The following is an 18,466-nucleotide window of genomic DNA, read 5'->3' as shown; positions in this document are numbered from 1 at the left end:
GGGGGCGAAATGCCCCCGGATGCCCGTTGCTCAAGCTTAGGGGCTACTCGCCCTTGGCCTTCGCGATGATCTCCTCGGCGACGTTCTTGGGAACCTCACCGTAGGAATCGAACTGCATGCTGTAGCTCGCACGACCCGACGTCTTGCTGCGCAGGTCACCGACGTAACCGAACATCTCGGACAGCGGCACGAGCGCCTTGACGATCTTGGCGCCGCTGCGGTCCTCCATGGCCTGGATCTGGCCACGGCGGGAGTTGATGTCACCGATCACATCGCCCATGTAGTCCTCGGGCGTGGTGACCTCGACGGCCATCAGCGGCTCGAGAAGCGCCGGGCTGGCCCGCCGCGCGGCCTCCTTGAACGCCATGGAACCGGCGATCTTGAAGGCCATCTCGGAGGAGTCGACGTCGTGGAACGCGCCGTCGAGCAGGGTCACCTTGACGCCGGTGAGCGGGTAGCCGGCGAGCACGCCGAACTCCATCGCCTCCTGGCATCCCGCGTCCACCGAGGGGATGTACTCCTTGGGGATGCGGCCACCGGTGACCTTGTTCTCGAACTCGTACCCGTCGCCCTCGAGCGGCTCCAGGCTGATCTGCACCTTCGCGAACTGACCGGAGCCACCGGTCTGCTTCTTGTGCGTGTAGTCGACCTTGTCGACGGCGCGGCGCAGGGTCTCCCGGTAGGCGACCTGCGGCTTGCCGACGTTGGCCTCGACGCGGAACTCGCGCCGCATGCGGTCGACCAGCACATCGAGGTGCAGCTCGCCCATGCCCGAGATGATCGTCTGACCGGTCTCCTGGTCGGACTTGACCTGGAACGACGGGTCCTCCTCGGCCAGGCGCTGGATCGCGATGCCCAGCTTCTCCTGGTCGCTCTTGGACTTGGGCTCGATGGCGACCTCGATGACCGGGGCCGGGAAGTCCATCGACTCCAGGATCACCGGGTTGCCTGGGTCGCACAGGGTCTCGCCCGTGGTCGTCTGCTTCAGGCCCATGACGGCCACGATGTCGCCAGCGCCGACGCGGTCGATCTCCTCACGCTTGTTGGCGTGCATGCGGTAGATCTTGCCGATGCGCTCCTTCTTCTCCTTCACGGAGTTCTGCACCTGCGCGCCCGCCGTGAGCACGCCGGAGTAGACCCGGATGAAGGTGAGCTTCCCGAGGTGCGGGTCGCTCGCGATCTTGAAGGCGAGCGCGGCCAGCGGCTCGTCCTCCGACGGCTTGCGGAGGATGACCTGCTCCGCGTCACGCGGCGAGTGGCCCTCGACGGCCTCGACGTCCAGCGGCGACGGCAGATACCGCACGACCGCGTCGAGCAGGGGCTGAACGCCCTTGTTCTTGAACGCGGTGCCGCAGAACACCGGGGTGACCGTGATGGAGCCCTCGGTGCCCGTGGAGGCGAGGGTGACCCGGCGGATGGCCGCCGTGAGCTGCTCCGCGGAGGGCTCCTCGCCCTCCAGGTACAGCTCCATGATCTCCTCGTCGTTCTCCGCGACGCCCTCGACCAGCTTGCCGTGCCACTCCTCGGCCTGGTCCTGAAGGTCCGCCGGGATGTCGACGACGTCGTACATCTCGCCGAGCTTGGTCTCCTCCGACCACACCAGGGCCTTCATGCGGACCAGGTCCACCACGCCCTTGAATCCGGCCTCGGCGCCGATCGGCAGCTGCATGACCAGCGGGGTCGCGCCCAGCCGGTCGACGATCATGTCGACGCAGCGGAAGAAGTCGGCCCCGGTGCGGTCCAGCTTGTTCACGAAGCAGATGCGCGGCACGCCGTAACGGTCCGCCTGGCGCCAGACCGTCTCCGACTGCGGCTCGACACCGGCCACACCGTCGAACACCGTGACGGCACCGTCCAGCACGCGCAGCGAGCGCTCCACCTCGACCGTGAAGTCGACGTGCCCGGGGGTGTCGATGATGTTGATGGTGTTGTCGACGTCGTCGAGGGACCAGTGACAGGTAACCGCGGCGGACGTGATCGTGATGCCGCGCTCCTGCTCCTGCTCCATCCAGTCGGTGGTCGCCGCGCCGTCGTGAACTTCACCGATCTTGTAGCTCATGCCGGTGTAGTACAGGATCCGCTCGGTGGTCGTCGTCTTGCCCGCGTCGATGTGGGCCATGATCCCGATGTTGCGGACCCTGGCCAGGTCAAGTGAAGTGGTAGCCATCTGGCTTCAGTCTTCTCTCGGTCTCGATGGGGTGCGACTACCAGCGGTAGTGCGCGAAGGCCTTGTTGGACTCGGCCATCTTGTGGGTGTCCTCGCGCTTCTTCACGGAGGCACCGAGCCCGTTGGAGGCATCGAGCAGCTCGTTCATCAGCCGCTCGGTCATGGTCTTCTCACGGCGGGCGCGGGAGTAGCCCACGAGCCAGCGCAGGGCGAGGGTCGAGGAGCGACCCGGGCGGACCTCGACCGGCACCTGGTACGTCGCGCCACCGACGCGGCGGGAGCGGACCTCGAGGGTCGGCTTCACGTTCTCCAGCGCGCGCTTGAGCGTGATGACCGGGTCGTTGCCGGTCTTCTCCCGCAGTCCCTCCATGGCGCCGTAGACGATGCGCTCGGCGGTGGAGCGCTTGCCGTTCAGCAGCACCTTGTTGATGAGGGAGGTCACCAGAGGAGAGCCGTACACCGGGTCGATGTGCACGGGACGCTTCGGGGCAGGGCCCTTACGAGGCATGCTTACTTCTCCTTCTTGGCGCCGTAACGGCTGCGGGCCTGCTTGCGGTTCTTGACGCCCTGGGTGTCCAGGGAGCCACGGATGATCTTGTAGCGAACACCCGGCAGGTCCTTCACACGGCCACCGCGCACCAGCACGATGGAGTGCTCCTGAAGGTTGTGGTTCTCACCCGGGATATAGGCCGTGACCTCGATCCCGTTGCTCAGCCGCACACGGGCGACCTTGCGCAGGGCGGAGTTCGGCTTCTTCGGGGTGGTGGTGAACACACGCGTGCAGACGCCGCGCCGCTGAGGGGAGCCCTCGAGCGCCGGCGTCTTGTTCTTCTCGACCTTGTCCTGCCGGCCCTTGCGGACCAGCTGCTGGATCGTTGGCACGATTTCTCCGGTTTCTCTGTGCCGATCTCAATAAAGCTAACCTGGGCCACAGCACCGACCCACGCGGTCGGGCGTGTCGAAGACTCCACGGTCCAGCTGCCACGCGCGTGCGGGGAGCGGATGCAGATCCCGGAGTTCCTGTCTGCGGCTGAAAGAGCGCAGGGAACACCCCAGGCACAAGGTCAGAGCGTACCTACCCCGCGGGCTGGGGTCAAAACACGCCCTTCAACGGTCTTCTCACCCTCAGACCTGCACAGATCGGGAGGAGACGCCCCCTCGTCAATCGCACACGGCTGCGGGACAATAGCGATGCGTTAGCTCTGGCGCGAGGGGCGGTCATGACTGATCAGGTCCGGTGGGCGGGGCAGCGCACCTTCGAGGACGGGGCACCGTTCCTCGCCAGGCTCGAGCCGAAGGACGCGGACGCACTGCGCGCCTTGGGCCACCGCGTCCAGTACCGCCCCCGGGACGTGGTACTGCGACAGGACGACCCCTCGGCCCACGCGCTGATCCTGGAGAAGGGCTGGACAAAGGTCACCGTCAGCGCGGCCAACGGCTACGAGGCCCTGCTGGCACTCAGGGGGCCCGGCGACCTGATCGGCGAGTCAGCGGGATTCAGTGAGCAATTCCGGGCCGCGACAGTGACAGCCCTTGAAGAGGTCACCGCCGTGACCATCGAACGCGAGACCTTTATCCGCTTTGTCCGGAGCACCGCGCAGGTCGCCTACCAGCTGGCACATCTGGCTTCGGACCGCCAACGCACGGGAGATCGCCGCCGACTTGAGCTCGCGGCGCTCGACGTGCGACAGCGCCTCGCGGTGGTGCTCCTCGAGCTGGCTGCCAAGCACGGGCGCCCCACCGCGGAGGGCATAGAGATCACCATTCCCCTGAGCCAACAGGAGTTGGCCGGGGCTGTGGGCTCCTCTCGCGAGGCCGTGAGCCGCCTGTACCGCGAGCTCAGGGGCCGGGGGATCATCCGGACCGGTCGCCGCGCCATCGTGATCCTCCAGCACGAGCGGCTCCGCAGGATCGCCTCCGTCGTCTAGGGGTCACGGAGCATCACCGGACGTCACAAAGCGTCACTCCGTGCAGACCGTCACAGTTCTTCTGTGTCATCGGTCCTCCCGCGCCCGCCCCGCGGGAGCCAGGGTGCTGCCTCAAGCCCACAGTCCCGAGGGAGAGGTACCCGGTGCCAGAGCCCGTGAATCGCACGATCCTCCTTTTCGACATCGAGAAATTCGGACGGCGCGACGACGTCCAGCAAGCCTTCATGCGTCGGAAGCTGCACACCATCGTCGAGCAGTCCTTGACCGCTGCGGGGGCGAACCCCCACGCCCAGCACCGCGAGGACCGCGGCGACGCCGTGATGGTCCTGGTCACTCCCGACATCTCCAAGGTCAGCCTGCTGCGCGTTCTCCTCAAGGAGACCGACGACCTGCTGCGTTCCGACAACCGGCTCACGGCCGACAGCGCCCAGGTCAGGCTGCGCGTCGTTCTCGCCGCGGGCGAGGTCGCCCTCGATCCGCAACCCGGCACCCTCGGTGGGGCCGTGGGTCACGACCTGAACCAGGCCTTCCGACTGCTCGACGCGGAGGAGCTGAAGACCGCCCTCAAGAGGAACGACCGTCCCACGGCTGTGTGCGTGTCCGCGTCCGTGCACCAGAGCGTGGTCCGGCACGGATACGCGGGAGTGAACCCCGAGGAATTCCGCGAGATCACCGTCCAGGGGAAGGAAGGCCCCCTGACCGCCTGGCTCCACAGTGTGAACGAGCCTCCCTCCCTTGGCGCCTCCACCGCTGCGGTGCCACCTCCCGGCACGGCGGCACCTTCCCGAGCGCCCATCCGAGCTCCTGGGACTCCACGGGGAGCATTCGTCGGTGGAAACCTCGTCATGGGCAACCAGTACGGCGTCACCGGCGGCCAGGTGAGCGGTGACGTCGTGATGGGCAGCAAGAACGAAGGCGACCCCCGGTGACCACCAAGGACGAAGCTCCCGCGGAAGCCAAGCCCGCGGCGCAGAAGTCATCCGAAGAGCCGGAGGACGGCGCCACGGAGGAGTCACAGGAGCCCGGGGAAGGTTCCGCCGACAAGGATGCCCCGCCGAAGCCCACGTGGTTGGCGGCACTGGAACTGATGGAACACATCCCGGCGGATCTGTTCTCGCACGGCGGCGCAACGTTCGGCGGCGGTCTGGTCGCGGGGGCACAACACGGTGTGTCCGGAGGCAAGGTCGACGGCGACGTCGTGCAGGGCCCCAAGGTCGTCGTCCAGGCCATGGGAGCTCTCGGCGGCTCGGATGCCCTGGGAATGCCCGTCAGGGGAGCATCGGGCGAGGTCCCGCGCCCGCTTCTCGACAGGCTCGCCGACGTGTTCCAGGAGGGGAAGGCCTTCCCTGCGGCCCTTGACCGTCTGAGGGCCTCGCGCTTCGTCGTCCTGCGGGGCGCCTCGGGAACCGGCCGGGAAACGGCGGCCCTGATGCTGCTGCGCCGTGTCGGAGCCACCCCGATCCGAAGACTGGCGCACGACATCGGCCCCTCCGGCATTCGTGACCAGCTCACGTCCTCCTGCGGCTATGTGCTCTGCGACCTGGACATCAGCCGTACCCGCGGTCTCCACCTCCAGTTGCTCTACGAGCTGCTTGAGGTGCTCGAGTCACGGCGAGCGCGTCTCGTCATCACCACCAACGAGTCCGCAGCGCTCCCGGACGAATACCACGTGGACTGGGTGGCGCCGGAGCCGAACGCGGTCCTCCGCGCCCACCTCGCCACCGGGCTGCGCGATCTCGGTACGACGGAGGAGGAACTGGCGAAGTTGGAGGAGCTGCGTCCCGTTGCCGACTTCCTCGCAGGCGATCACCGCCCGCGCGAGGCCGCTGGCTTCGGTGCCCTTCTGGCCGCTCACCACCGGGGCGAAGCCGATCTGTCCGAACTCGAGCACTTCGGCGCGGCAGCGGTCGAACAGCGCGTGCGGGACTGGCTCACCCACGCTGACACCCGGTTGTACGACAAGGCGTTCCTGATCGCCCTGGCTACCTTCGACCAAGCCCCCTACCCGATCGCCGCCGAACTCGGTGATGAGCTGTATCTCCTGTTGCACAGGCGTGCGCACCCGGGACTCGTCGCAGAGATCCCGCTCTTTCGCCCCTCCGTCGCGGAACGTCTCGCACTCGCCCACGCGCGGGAGCGCGAGGCCTCCGAACTCACGGCATGGGGCGCGGTGCGTCACAAGGCCGTTGAGTTCAAGGACGAGGAGACGGCCCGCCTCCTGCTGTCCGAGATATGGCTCGCGCATCCCTCCACACGCCCGCCCCTGGTCCGCTGGCTCCGGCAACTGGCCGACGACGGCCGCCCCTTGGTTCGCGCAAGGGCAGCTTCCACCGCCGCGAGACTCGCCGTCGGCGATCTCCCGTCCGCGATGGCTCTCCTTGTCGAACCGTGGGCCAACGCCCGCGAGTTCCAGCGACGGCTGGCCGCGGCCAACGCGCTCGCGGTCGCCCAGCTCACGGGCATCCCAGCGGTCCCGCACATCCTGCACGAGTGGTGCGTGGATTCCGATGGGCATCCGCACCGGCGGTGGACGGCCATCCGCGCCTACGCACTCCTGGGGAGCGCGCTTGCGAAGGAGGGGCTGCGCGACGTCGCAACCGTCGCCAAGAGCGAACCGACCGAGCCCGAGCTGGAACAACTGGTGGAGACTGCGGAACTGCTGCTCGTCCAGGATCCGCCCGCCGGTCTGGCCACGTTCGCCCGCTGGCTGGACGCGGAGGCGGAGCTGCGCTCTCTGGCTCTCGCTGCCTTCCTCAGCGCGGCCGACCGCGGCTCGCAGGGCGCCGACCGCCTCGATGCCAGCAACAGCACGCCTCGCGCGCTGGAGTGGTGGAGGGCAGGCACCGAGACCAGTCGCGCGGCCCTCGTATCACTCTGGCGCGCCGCCCTGTCGTCCGACCTCGACACCTCGGAGGCGGCTCTGGACGTGATGGGGGCCTGGGCCCTCAGCGTCGAGCGCTCGCCCGAAGCGGAACAGGCGCTCGGGGATCTCCTCCGGGCGCTGGCGATGAGCGACGCCGACTCCCGGCGACTCGGTCATCTCCTCCGCACGCTCGGAGACGGAACACCGCCGCCGGTGGCGGTCCGCCTCCTCGGCATCCTCCAGACCCGGAGGTCGTCGTGACGTCACACCGCCAGGAGCCGGAGTGGCAGCAGGACGTCGACCGCCACAGTCACCTCGTCGACCCGGTTATCACGGTCCGCCAGCTCTCACGCTTCGAGTTCACCGGCCGACGCCTCCCCGGCCGCATCGACCACGCCCTGGTCTTCGCGACCGCCCGCGGTGAGTACGTGACCTCCCTGCCTCCTCACCGCCCGGGCCGGATCCGCAGGCCGGGACCCGCTTACACAGCGCTCTACGAGGTCGATCTCGGCGTTCACCCACACCGCTGCGCATGGGGGTTGCCGAGCCTGGGCAACGTCTTCGAGTTCGCCGCCGTGGCCGACCTGGCCTGGCAGGTGGTGGATCCGGCCCGAGTCGTCGCCAGCGGCCTCCGAGACGTTCCCCGTGAGATCACGCCCCGCCTCGAACAGCGCGCCCGAGACATCAGCCGACGTTTCCCGATCGACGAGAGCGGCGATGCCGAGCACGCCGTGCGGAAGGAACTCTTCGACGGCGAGCCGCTCGCGAGGGCCGAAGGGCTACGCATCACCGGCTCCGTGCGGCTGTGGGCCGACGAGCGAGCCCGCGACCACGAGGAGCGGCTGCGCGAACTCCGCTACCGGGATGCCGAGGCAGTCCCCGCACACCGTCACCAACTGCTCCTCGCCCAGCAGAGACAGGAAGTGCTCGGCGAAAAGGCCAGCTTCTACCGAAGCTACCTGGAAGGAGGCGACATCGCGCAGCTTGCCCTGCGGCTCGCGGAACACCCCGAGGACCTGCGAGACGCGCTCGCGGCATTCCACACGGGTCGGCAGCAGGACGTCGAACGCCAGCTCGAACTCATCAGGCTCATGGTCGAGAAGAACAGCCTGGAGAGATACCAGTGGGAGGAGGCCAACAGCCAGGCCACGCGTTTCATCGCGGACGTCTTCGAGCGAGGCCGATACAGCGAAGGAGCGCCGACCGCCAAGGAGGTGCCCGCGCCCACGGATGCGCCATCCCTGCCGGAATCGCCCGCGTGATCGACCGGCATCGGTGCTCTGAACACCGCACCCACCGGCCGAAGTCCCCCGACGACAGATGAAGAAAGAGAGCAATGAAGCGCCTCAGCCCTCCTGCCCCTCACGAACATCCCGCATCTCCCCCACCCCCGGTCGCCGACCTCCGTTACACGCGCGGGCGGGTACACATCAAGAGCCACCAGCGCGGCATCGATGCCACCACTGCCTGGCGGATCTTCCTGTACTCCCCGCACTTCCTCGGCAGCCTCGCTGTCGTCTACGTCGCCACCCGCCTGATACCCCCGGTATTCGGCTGGGTCGTGCTCGGTGCGTGGCTGCTGTCCGGCGTGCTTGCCTTCGTCCGCCCCTTCGAAAGGCCGCTCGCCCGCTATCTGTTCGGCCTACGCGAGCCGAGCCCTGGTGAGCACGCCAGGCTGACGCCTCTCTGGCGCGAAGTGACCGTCCGTGCGGGAGTCGACGCCGACGCCTACGACCTGTGGATCGAGGAGAGCGACGGCATCAACGCCTGCGCGGCCGCCGGACACATCGTCGCGGTGACGCCACTGGCGATGGAGGAGCTGACCGACGGGGAACTCGCCGCCGTTCTCGCACACGAACTCGGGCATCACACCGGCGGACACCCTTGGTCGTCGCTGCTCGGAGCCTGGTACGCCGCTCCCGCCCGGATGGTCTGGCGGCTGCTGCGACGCGTGGTCGAACGGAGGTCCGGGCTCACCTCGCGTGGCTCCACCGCGCTGGTTCTCGCGTGCGTTGCCGTGCTCGTGTGCCTTCTCTTCTCCTCCGCCGCTTGGTTGGTCGTCGTGGCATTGCCCGCCTTGCCCTTCGTCCAAGCAGCCGTGGGGCGCCGCTCCGAGCTGCGCGCGGACGACCGGGCGGCCGATCTGGGATTCGCACCCCAGCTCTCCGAGGCACTCGCCAAGGTGGAGGGGGAGGACAACGCGACGACCCCAGGGGCAGCCGCGAGCAGGGCGCCGTCCGGGTTCATCGCGCGGCTTCTGGTCAGCCATCCGGACGTGAACCAGCGTCGGAATCGGCTCGACAAGCGGCTGCCGCGGGCAGCCGGATGACGAGACGCCGATGGGCGGCTTCCCCGCAAGGGAAACCGCCCATCGTGTGGTGACTTCTCAGCCCTGGTAGGGACCGTAGTCGTAGTCCTCGAGCGGGACCGCCTGGCCCGAGCCCGAGCCGAAGGGCGAGTAGTCGATGTCGTCGTAGCCGACGGCCGAGTACATCGCGGCCTTCGCCTCCTCGGTGGGCTCCACCCGGATGTTCCGGTAGCGGGACAGGCCCGTGCCGGCCGGGATCAGCTTGCCGATGATCACGTTCTCCTTGAGGCCGATCAGGGAGTCCGACTTGGCGTTGATCGCCGCGTCGGTGAGCACCCTGGTCGTCTCCTGGAACGACGCCGCCGAGAGCCACGACTCCGTGGCGAGCGACGCCTTGGTGATGCCCATCAGCTGCGGGCGACCCGAGGCCGGGTGGCCGCCCTCGGCGACCACGCGGCGGTTCTCGGACTCGAACTTCGAGCGCTCGACCAGCTCGCCCGGCAGCAGCTCCGCGTCGCCGGACTCGATGATCGTCACCCGGCGCAGCATCTGCCGGACGATGATCTCGATGTGCTTGTCGTGGATGGCCACACCCTGGGAGTTGTAGACCTTCTGGACCTCGCCCACCAGGTAGATCTGCACGGCCCGCTGGCCGAGGATCCGCAGCACGTCGTGGGGGTTGGCGGCGCCGACCGTCAGCGGCTGGCCGACGGTGACGTGATCGCCCTCGCCCACCAGGAGCCTGGCCCGCTTGGAGACCGCGTAGGAGGTCTCGTCGGAGCCGTCGTCCGGCGTGACGATGACCTTCTTGGTCTTCTCGGTCTCCTCGATCCGCACGCGGCCCGCCGACTCGGAGATCGGCGCGACGCCCTTGGGCGTGCGGGCCTCGAACAGCTCGACCACACGCGGCAGACCCTGCGTGATGTCCTCACCCGCGACACCGCCGGTGTGGAACGTCCGCATCGTCAGCTGCGTGCCGGGCTCACCGATCGACTGGGCGGCGATGATGCCGACCGCCTCGCCGATGTCCACCAGCTTGCCGGTGGCCAGCGAGCGCCCGTAGCACATCGCGCACGTGCCGACGGCCGACTCGCAGGTGAGCACGGAACGGGTCTTGACCGTCTCGACGCCGTGCCTGATCAGCTCGTCGATCAGCACGTCGCCGAGGTCGGTGCCCGCGGGGGCCAGGACCTTGCCGTCCACGACGATGTCCTCGGCCAGGCAGCGGGCGTAGACGCTGGACTCGGCGTCGTCCGCCTTGACCAGCGCGCCGTCCGAGCCCTTGGAGGCGATCGTCAGCTTCAGGCCGCGGTCGGTGCCGCAGTCCTCCTCGCGGATGATGACGTCCTGGGAGACGTCCACCAGACGCCGGGTGAGGTACCCGGAGTCGGCGGTCCGCAGGGCGGTGTCGGCCAGACCCTTGCGCGCGCCGTGCGTCGAGATGAAGTACTCGAGCACGGTGAGGCCCTCGCGGAACGACGCCTTGATCGGCCGCGGGATGGTCTCGTTCTTCGCGTTGGACACCAGGCCGCGCATGCCCGCGATCTGGCGCATCTGCATCATGTTCCCTCGGGCGCCCGAGTCGACCATCATGAAGATGGGGTTGGTCTTCGGGAAGTTGTCGCTCATGGCCTCGGCGACCTCGGCGGTCGCCTTCGTCCAGATCGCGATCAGCTCCTGGGTGCGCTCGTCCTTGGTGATCAGGCCGCGCTCGTACTGTTTCTGGACCTTCTCGTCCTGCGCCTCGTAGGTGGCGATGATGCTCTTCTTCGCCTCGGGCACGACGATGTCCGAGACCGCGACGGTGACGCCGGACCTGGTGGCCCAGAAGTAGCCCGCGGCCTTGAGGTTGTCCAGCGCGGCCGCGACCACGACCTTGGGGTAGCGCTCGGCCAGGTCGTTGACGATGCGAGACAGCTCGCGCTTGCCCACGGACTGGTCGACGAACGGGTAGTCCTCGGGCAGCAGCTCGTTGAACAGCGCGCGGCCCAGCGTGGTGCGGAGCCTGAAGCTGTCGCCCGGCTGCCACTCGGGCTCGCCCTCGGCGGGCTCCGGCGGAGTCCAGCCGCGGTAGGGCACCGAGCCGACGGGGAAGCGGATGTCGATCTTCGCCTGGAGCGACAGCTCCCCGGCGTCGAACGCCATGATCGCCTCGGCCGTCGAGGCGAACGAACGCCCCTCGCCGCGGACCTCCCGCTCCTCCTCGTCGGTCGTGAGGAAGAACAGGCCGAGCACCATGTCCTGGGTGGGCATGGTCACGGGACGGCCGTCGGCGGGCTTGAGGATGTTGTTCGACGACAGCATCAGGATGCGGGCCTCGGCCTGGGCCTCGGCGGACAGCGGCAGGTGCACCGCCATCTGGTCGCCGTCGAAGTCGGCGTTGAACGCCGTACAGACCAGCGGGTGGATCTGGATGGCCTTGCCCTCGACCAGCTGCGGCTCGAACGCCTGGATGCCGAGGCGGTGCAGGGTCGGCGCTCGGTTCAGCAGGACCGGGTGCTCGGCGATGACCTCTTCGAGGACGTCGTACACCACGGTCCGCTGGCGCTCGACCATGCGCTTGGCCGACTTGATGTTCTGCGCGTGGTTCAGGTCGACCAGGCGCTTCATCACGAACGGCTTGAACAGCTCGAGCGCCATCGCCTTGGGCAGCCCGCACTGGTGCAGCTTGAGCTGCGGGCCCACGACGATCACGGAACGGGCCGAGTAGTCGACGCGCTTGCCGAGGAGGTTCTGGCGGAAGCGGCCCTGCTTGCCCTTGAGCATGTCGGACAGCGACTTCAGCGGCCTGTTCCCCGGGCCCGTGACGGGACGGCCGCGGCGGCCGTTGTCGAACAGGGCGTCCACGGCCTCCTGGAGCATGCGCTTCTCGTTGTTCACGATGATCTCGGGGGCGCCGAGGTCGAGAAGCCGCTTCAGGCGGTTGTTCCGGTTGATGACGCGGCGGTACAGGTCGTTCAGGTCGGAGGTCGCGAAGCGGCCACCGTCGAGCTGCACCATCGGGCGCAGGTCCGGCGGGATCACCGGGACGCAGTCGAGCACCATGCCGCGCGGGCTGTTGGACGTCTGGAGGAACGCGGAGACGACCTTGAGCCGCTTCAGGGCGCGGGTCTTCTTCTGGCCCTTGCCGGTGCGGATGATCTCCCGCAGCCGCTCGGCCTCCTCGTCGAGGTCGAACGTCTCCAGGCGCTTCTGGAGCGCCGCGGCGCCCATCGAGCCGTCGAAGTAGGTCCCGAAGCGGTCGCGCAGCTCGCGGTAGAGCAGCTCGTCGCCCTCCAGGTCCTGGACCTTGAGGTTCTTGAAGCGGTTCCACACCTCGTCGAGGCGGTCGAGCTCGCGCTGGGCCCGGTCGCGCAGCTGCTTCATCTCGCGCTCGGCGCCCTCGCGCACCTTGCGCCTCGCGTCGGCCTTGGCGCCCTCGGCCTCGAGCTCGGCCAGGTCGGCCTCCTGCTTCTTGGCCCTGGCCTCGAGGTCCGCGTCGCGGCGCTGCTCGATCTGCTGGCGCTCCACGGAGATGTGCGCCTCGAGCGACGGCAGGTCGCGCGTGCGGCGCTCCTCGTCCACGAACGTGATCATGTACGCCGCGAAGTAGATGACCTTCTCAAGGTCCTTCGGGGCGAGGTCGAGCAGGTAGCCGAGGCGGGAAGGAACGCCCTTGAAGTACCAGATGTGGGTGACGGGCGCGGCGAGCTCGATGTGGCCCATCCGCTCGCGGCGCACCTTGGCGCGGGTCACCTCGACGCCGCAGCGCTCGCAGATGATGCCCTTGAAGCGGACGCGCTTGTACTTGCCGCAGTAGCACTCCCAGTCCCGGGTGGGGCCGAAGATCTTCTCGCAGAAGAGTCCGTCCTTCTCGGGCTTGAGCGTGCGGTAGTTGATGGTCTCCGGCTTCTTGACCTCGCCGTGTGACCACTGACGAATGTCGTCAGCGGTGGCCAGGCCAATCCGCAGCTCGTCGAAGAAGTTGACGTCGAGCACTCTCGTCAATCCCTCTCAGGGTCGTGTCAGTCAATGGTCTGTCGGGGTCCGGGGTGGGGAGGCCGGCCGGGGCGAGTCTCTCGCCCCGGCCGGCTCGGCCCGTCAGACCTCTTCGACGCTGCTCGGCTCGCGCCGGGACAGGTCGATGCCGAGCTCCTCCGCGGCGCGGAAGACGTCCTCGTCGGTGTCCCGCATCTCGATGGACATGCCGTCGGACGACAGCACCTCCACGTTGAGGCAGAGCGATTGCATTTCCTTGATGAGCACCTTGAAGGACTCGGGGATCCCGGGCTCCGGGATGTTCTCGCCCTTGACGATGGCCTCGTAGACCTTCACGCGGCCGGTGACGTCGTCGGACTTGATGGTCAGCAGCTCCTGGAGGGCATAGGCCGCGCCGTACGCCTCGAGCGCCCAGACCTCCATCTCGCCGAAGCGCTGGCCGCCGAACTGCGCCTTGCCGCCCAGCGGCTGCTGGGTGATCATCGAGTACGGTCCCGTCGAGCGGGCGTGCAGCTTGTCGTCCACCAGGTGGTGCAGCTTGAGGATGTACATGTAGCCGACGGAGATCGGCTCGGGGAACGGCTCGCCCGACCGGCCGTCGTACAGCCTGGCCTTGCCCGAGGGCAGCACGAGCCGGTCGCCGTCGCGGTTGGGGATGGTCGACTCGAAGAGACCGGCCATCTCGTCCTCGCGGGCGCCGTCGAACACGGGGGTCGCGACGTTGGTGCCGGGCGCGACGTCGTCGGCGCCGATGGCCGCGAGCCGCTCCTTCCACTCCGCGTCGAGGCCCTCGACCCGCCAGCCCTGGGAGGCCAGCCAGCCCAGGTGGATCTCCAGGACCTGCCCGGGATTCATCCGGGAGGGGACCCCCAGGGGGTTGAGGATGATGTCCACCGGGGTGCCGTCCTCGAGGAACGGCATGTCCTCCACGGGCAGGATCTTGGAGATGACGCCCTTGTTGCCGTGGCGGCCCGCCAGCTTGTCGCCGTCGGTGATCTTGCGCTTCTGCGCGACATAGACGCGGACCAGCTGGTTCACGCCGGGGGGCAGCTCGTCGCCCTCCTCGCGGTCGAAGACGCGCACGCCGATGACCTTGCCGGTCTCGCCGTGCGGCACCTTCAGCGACGTGTCGCGGACCTCACGGGCCTTCTCGCCGAAGATCGCGCGCAGCAGCCGCTCCTCGGGGGTCAGCTCGGTCTCGCCCTTGGGGGTCACCTTGCCGACGAGGATGTCCCCGGCCTCCACCTCGGCGCCGATGCGGATGATGCCGCGGTCGTCGAGGTCGGCGAGGACCTCCTCGGAGACGTTGGGGATGTCCCGGGTGATCTCCTCGGGGCCCAGCTTGGTGTCGCGGGCGTCGACCTCGTGCTCCTCGATGTGGATCGAGGAGAGGACGTCGTCCTGCACCAGGCGCTGGGAGAGGATGATCGCGTCCTCGTAGTTGTAGCCCTCCCAGGGCATGAACGCGACCAGGAGGTTCTTGCCGAGGGCCATCTCGCCGCGCTGGGTCGAGGGGCCGTCGGCGATGACCTGCCCGGTCACCACGCGCTCGCCCTCCTCGACCAGGACCTTCTGGTTGTACGAGGTGCCCTGGTTGGACCGGTGGAACTTGGCGAGCCGGTGCGTGACGTGCGTGCCGTCGTCGTTGGCGATGGAGATGTAGTCGGCGGAGACGTCGGTGATGACGCCGTCCTGCTCGGCCTTGATCACATCGCCCGCGTCCACCGCGGAGCGGTACTCCATGCCGGTGCCGACCAGCGGCGACTCGGCCTGGATGAGCGGCACGGCCTGGCGCATCATGTTGGAGCCCATGAGCGCTCGGTTCGCGTCGTCGTGCTCGAGGAACGGGATCATGGCGGTCGCGACCGACACCATCTGGCGCGGCGAGACGTCCATGTAGTGGACCTCGGCGCCGGTGACGTAGTCGATCTCGCCGCCGCGGCGGCGGACCAGCACGCGGGACTCGGCGAAGTGGTAGTCGTCGGTCAGGCGGGCGTTCGCCTGCGCGATGACGTACCGGTCCTCCTCGTCCGCGGTGAGGTAGTGCACCTCGTCGGTGACGACGCCGTCGGTGACCTTGCGGTACGGGGTCTCGACAAAGCCGAAGGCGTTGACCCGGCCGAACGCCGCGAGCGAGCCGATCAGGCCGATGTTGGGGCCCTCGGGGGTCTCGATGGGACACATGCGGCCGTAGTGCGACGGGTGCACGTCACGGACCTCGAGACCGGCCCGCTCACGGCTGAGGCCGCCGGGGCCGAGCGCCGAGAGGCGGCGCTTGTGGGTCAGCCCGGAGAGGGGGTTGGTCTGGTCCATGAACTGCGACAGCTGGCTGGTGCCGAAGAACTCCTTGATGGAGGCGACGACCGGCCGGATGTTGATGAGCGTCTGGGGCGTGATCGCCTCGACGTCCTGCGTGGTCATGCGCTCGCGGACGACGCGCTCCATCCTGGCAAGACCGGTGCGGACCTGGTTCTGGATGAGCTCGCCGACGTTGCGCAGGCGGCGGTTGCCGAAGTGGTCGATGTCGTCCGTCTCGACCACGATCGTCCGGCCCGCGCCCGCGACCGTCTCGGTCTCCCCCGCGTGCAGCCTGACCAGGTACTTGATGGTCGCGACGACGTCCTCGACCGTGAGCACGCCGGCGTCGAGCGGCTCGTCCCCGCCGAGCTTCTTGTTGATCTTGTAACGGCCGACCTTGGCCAGGTCGTACCGCTTGGGGTTGAAGTACAGGTTCTCGAGGAGGGTCTGCGCGGCCTCGCGGGTCGGCGGCTCGCCAGGGCGGAGCTTGCGGTAGATGTCGAGCAGCGCGTCGTCCTGGCCCTGGGTGTGGTCCTTCTCCAGGGTGGCCCGCATCGACTCGTAGTCGCCGAACTCCTCGAGGATCTGGTCGGAGGTCCAGCCGAGCGCCTTGAGCAGCACGGTCACCGACTGCTTGCGCTTGCGGTCGATGCGCACGCCGACCATGTCGCGCTTGTCGATCTCCATCTCGAGCCAGGCGCCCCTTGAGGGGATGATCTTGGCCGAGAACAGGTCCTTGTCCGAGGTCTTGTCGATCGTGCTGTCGAAGTAGACGCCGGGGGAACGGACCAGCTGGGAGACGACCACGCGCTCGGTGCCGTTGATGACGAACGTGCCCTTGTTGGTCATCAGCGGGAAGTCGCCCATGAAGACCGTCTGGGACTTGATCTCACCGGTCTCGTTGTTCGTGAACTCGGCGGTGACGAAGAGCGGCGCGGCGTATGTGAAGTCGCGCTCCTTGCACTCGTCGATCGAGTTCTTCGGGGGCTCGAAACGGTGATCGCGGAACGTCAGGGACATCGACCCCGAGAAGTCCTCGATGGGAGAGATCTCCTCGAAGATCTCCTCGAGACCGGACTTCGTCGGAACGTCCTGTCCACTGTCAAGCGCGGCCTCGACGCGGGCTTTCCAGGCGTCGTTCCCGAGCAGCCAGTCGAAACTCTCGGTTTGCAGCGCAAGGAGATTCGGAACCTCGAGAGGCTCCTTGATCTTCGCAAAAGAGACACGCAGGGGTGCGGTGCTGGTGCCATTGTTCGTACTGTTGGTCGAGGCGGTGCGCGAGGCGGCCAAGAGGGGGTCCTTCCGAGGGCTCGGACTCTCTGCGCGCGGACCGGCTCTCCTGGTGACGGGCAGGGAGCAGCCAGGCAGCGCAAAGGGTCAGTGTAGCCACAAGACCCACTGATGTCCAATGTGCCGGTCAAGCATCGAGGAGCCACCCTCGGTGTTCTTCACGCAGTGCCCATCGTGCGGTACTTCTCTGCCACTTCGCCGTGCTGCCCTCGGGGTCTGCTCCCGGCCGCCTCGATGGCCGAGGTGCGGACCCGCCTGCCGCATCACTTCCCGCCCCGCCGTGGATTCATGCCTCGGATCATGGACCGATCTGGCGGCGCGTGAAGGAGAATCGCGCGCCCGGTGCGGTTCGTCAAGGCCCCTGCTCCGTCGCCACCCATCAGGGGCGCGGCCGGTGAGCGACCGAAGATCACCATACCCCGCACCGCGCGAAGGGCAAGGAGACAGTCGCCACAACGTCAGGGGGCGACCACCCAAGTGGGTGATCGCCCCCGGGAGAGCGTCAGCGGTTCAGACCGGTGTCACTTGACCTCGACGCCGGCGCCCGCGGCCTCGAGCGACTCCTTGGCCTTGTCCGCGGCCTCCTTGTTGACCTTCTCGAGGACGGGCTTCGGCGGGTTGTCCACCAGCTCCTTGGCCTCCTTCAGGCCGAGCGAGGTCAGCTCGCGCACGACCTTGATGACCTGGATCTTCTTCTCGCCCGGGCCGGTGAGGATGACGTCGAACTCGTCCTTCTCCGGCTCGGCCTCGGCGGCGGCGGCGCCACCACCCTGCGCGGCGGCGGCGACGGCGACCGGGGCGGCGGCCTCGACGTCGAACTTCTCCTCGAACTTCTTCACGAACTCCGAGAGCTCGAGCAGGGTCATCTCCTCGAACTGCCCGAGCAGCTCTTCCTGGCTGAGCTTCGCCATGATGGCGGTCCTTCCACGTAAGTCGGCTGGTGCCGGTTGGATATGACGGGCGGGCGGTTGCCTACTCGGCAGGAGCCGGCTCCCCGGCACCGCCCTGCTCCACCTTGCTGCGCAGCGCGTCCGCGGTGCGGACGAACTTCGAGAGCGGGGCCTGGAAGGTCGCCGCGGCCTTGGCCATGGACGCCTTCATGCCACCGGCCAGCTTGGCGAGCAGCACCTCGCGGGACTCGAGGTCCGCGAGCCTGTTGATCTCCTCGGCGCTGAGCGCCTTTCCCTCGAGCACGCCGCCCTTGATGACGAGCGAGGGGTGGTCCTTGGCGAAGTCACGCAGACCCTTGGCCGCCTCGACCGGGTCCCCGGTGACGAACGCGACGGCCGTCGAGCCCTTGAAGAACTCGTCGAGGCCGGAGACCCCGGCCTCGTTGGCCGCGATCTTGGTCAGCGTGTTCTTCGCCACACGGTACTGGGCGTTGTCACCGAGGGAGCGACGGAGCTCCTTCAGCTGCGCCACGGTGAGCCCGGTGTAGGCGGTGACGACGGCCGCGTTGGAGACCTCGAACTTCTCCTTGAGATCCTCGACGGCCGCGCTCTTGTCGGGACGCGCCATAACCTCGGCCCTCCTTCCGGGGGCTTGTGTTCCCGAGTGCTTGGTTCCCGAGAGATGGGACCGCACGGAAGGCGCCGGACACGACAAAACGCCCCGGGCGCAGGCGCACACGGGGC

Annotated in this window: 12 protein-coding genes; 5 read left to right on the top strand and 7 right to left on the bottom strand. The window is 68.1% G+C overall.

The genetic code is table 11. The annotated features are described in order from the left end of the window. Nucleotides 1-43: 43 nt before the first annotated feature. The 3 genes from fusA to rpsL are packed head-to-tail and all read right to left on the bottom strand — an operon-like array spanning nucleotide 44 to nucleotide 3,049. On the bottom strand, nucleotides 44-2,167 hold the full coding sequence (fusA, locus tag DEH69_RS26015; RefSeq protein WP_113689429.1) for an elongation factor G: 2,124 nt from the start codon (nucleotides 2,165-2,167) through the stop codon (nucleotides 44-46). Nucleotides 2,168-2,204: 37 nt separating this feature from the next. Next, nucleotides 2,205-2,675 carry a 30S ribosomal protein S7 gene (rpsG, locus tag DEH69_RS26010; RefSeq protein ID WP_113689428.1) on the bottom strand — a complete coding sequence of 157 codons (471 nt, stop codon included), beginning with the start codon at nucleotides 2,673-2,675 and terminating at the stop codon, nucleotides 2,205-2,207. A 2-nt stretch (nucleotides 2,676-2,677) separates the two neighbouring features. Further along, complete coding sequence (gene rpsL, locus DEH69_RS26005; protein ID WP_049572471.1) at nucleotides 2,678-3,049, bottom strand: 30S ribosomal protein S12; 372 nt, start codon at nucleotides 3,047-3,049, stop codon at nucleotides 2,678-2,680. Nucleotides 3,050-3,387: 338 nt separating this feature from the next. On the opposite strand from rpsL, the gene DEH69_RS26000 reads away from it, so the two are divergent. The 5 genes from DEH69_RS26000 (at nucleotide 3,388) to DEH69_RS25980 (ending at nucleotide 9,287) form a co-directional block, all read left to right on the top strand. Further along, nucleotides 3,388-4,095 carry a Crp/Fnr family transcriptional regulator gene (locus tag DEH69_RS26000; RefSeq protein WP_113689427.1) on the top strand — a complete coding sequence of 236 codons (708 nt, stop codon included), beginning with the start codon at nucleotides 3,388-3,390 and terminating at the stop codon, nucleotides 4,093-4,095. Between the two features lie 143 nt (nucleotides 4,096-4,238). Then, complete coding sequence (locus DEH69_RS25995; RefSeq protein WP_181727610.1) at nucleotides 4,239-5,024, top strand: hypothetical protein; 786 nt, start codon at nucleotides 4,239-4,241, stop codon at nucleotides 5,022-5,024. Beyond that, nucleotides 5,021-7,219 (top strand): hypothetical protein, encoded by a 2,199-nt coding sequence (locus DEH69_RS25990; RefSeq protein ID WP_113689425.1) that lies wholly within the window; start codon nucleotides 5,021-5,023, stop codon nucleotides 7,217-7,219. Before DEH69_RS25995 ends, DEH69_RS25990 begins: the two co-directional genes overlap by 4 nt. Continuing rightward, nucleotides 7,216-8,220: a hypothetical protein gene (locus DEH69_RS25985; protein ID WP_113689424.1), complete on the top strand. Its 1,005-nt coding sequence runs from the start codon at nucleotides 7,216-7,218 to the stop codon at nucleotides 8,218-8,220. The genes DEH69_RS25990 and DEH69_RS25985 overlap by 4 nt, the downstream gene beginning before the upstream one ends. A 74-nt stretch (nucleotides 8,221-8,294) precedes the next feature. Beyond that, nucleotides 8,295-9,287, top strand: coding sequence for a M48 family metalloprotease (locus tag DEH69_RS25980; protein ID WP_113689423.1), 993 nt, complete (start codon nucleotides 8,295-8,297; stop codon nucleotides 9,285-9,287). 57 nt (nucleotides 9,288-9,344) lie between these two features. On the opposite strand, the gene DEH69_RS25975 is transcribed toward DEH69_RS25980, so the two are convergent. From DEH69_RS25975 to rplJ, 4 genes are all read right to left on the bottom strand, one after another. Beyond that, entirely contained in the window at nucleotides 9,345-13,244 is a 3,900-nt protein-coding gene (locus DEH69_RS25975) for a DNA-directed RNA polymerase subunit beta' (RefSeq protein ID WP_113689422.1), read from the bottom strand. Nucleotides 13,245-13,346: 102 nt separating this feature from the next. Beyond that, entirely contained in the window at nucleotides 13,347-16,832 is a 3,486-nt protein-coding gene (rpoB, locus tag DEH69_RS25970; RefSeq protein WP_113689421.1) for a DNA-directed RNA polymerase subunit beta, read from the bottom strand. A 521-nt stretch (nucleotides 16,833-17,353) separates the two neighbouring features. Then, complete coding sequence (gene rplL, locus DEH69_RS25965) at nucleotides 17,354-17,743, bottom strand: 50S ribosomal protein L7/L12 (protein ID WP_113689420.1); 390 nt, start codon at nucleotides 17,741-17,743, stop codon at nucleotides 17,354-17,356. 61 nt (nucleotides 17,744-17,804) lie between these two features. Continuing rightward, a complete protein-coding gene (gene rplJ, locus DEH69_RS25960) occupies nucleotides 17,805-18,350 on the bottom strand; it encodes a 50S ribosomal protein L10 (RefSeq protein ID WP_113689419.1) in 546 nt (181 codons plus the stop codon). Nucleotides 18,351-18,466: the final 116 nt, after the last annotated feature.

Origin of the sequence: Streptomyces sp. PT12 (assembly GCF_003311645.1) — a bacterium.
GTDB lineage: Bacteria > Actinomycetota > Actinomycetes > Streptomycetales > Streptomycetaceae > Streptomyces.
This window is presented reverse-complemented; position numbering and strand designations above follow the sequence as displayed.

Coding starts and splice junctions, on each gene's coding strand:
- rpsG (WP_113689428.1), bottom strand. CDS start 2,675: ATGCCTCGTAAGGGCCCTGCCCCGAAGCGTCCCGTGCACATCGACCCG.
- rplJ (WP_113689419.1), bottom strand. CDS start 18,350: ATGGCGCGTCCCGACAAGAGCGCGGCCGTCGAGGATCTCAAGGAGAAG.
- rplL (WP_113689420.1), bottom strand. CDS start 17,743: ATGGCGAAGCTCAGCCAGGAAGAGCTGCTCGGGCAGTTCGAGGAGATG.
- fusA (WP_113689429.1), bottom strand. CDS start 2,167: ATGGCTACCACTTCACTTGACCTGGCCAGGGTCCGCAACATCGGGATC.
- DEH69_RS25980 (WP_113689423.1), top strand. CDS start 8,295: ATGAAGCGCCTCAGCCCTCCTGCCCCTCACGAACATCCCGCATCTCCC.
- DEH69_RS26000 (WP_113689427.1), top strand. CDS start 3,388: ATGACTGATCAGGTCCGGTGGGCGGGGCAGCGCACCTTCGAGGACGGG.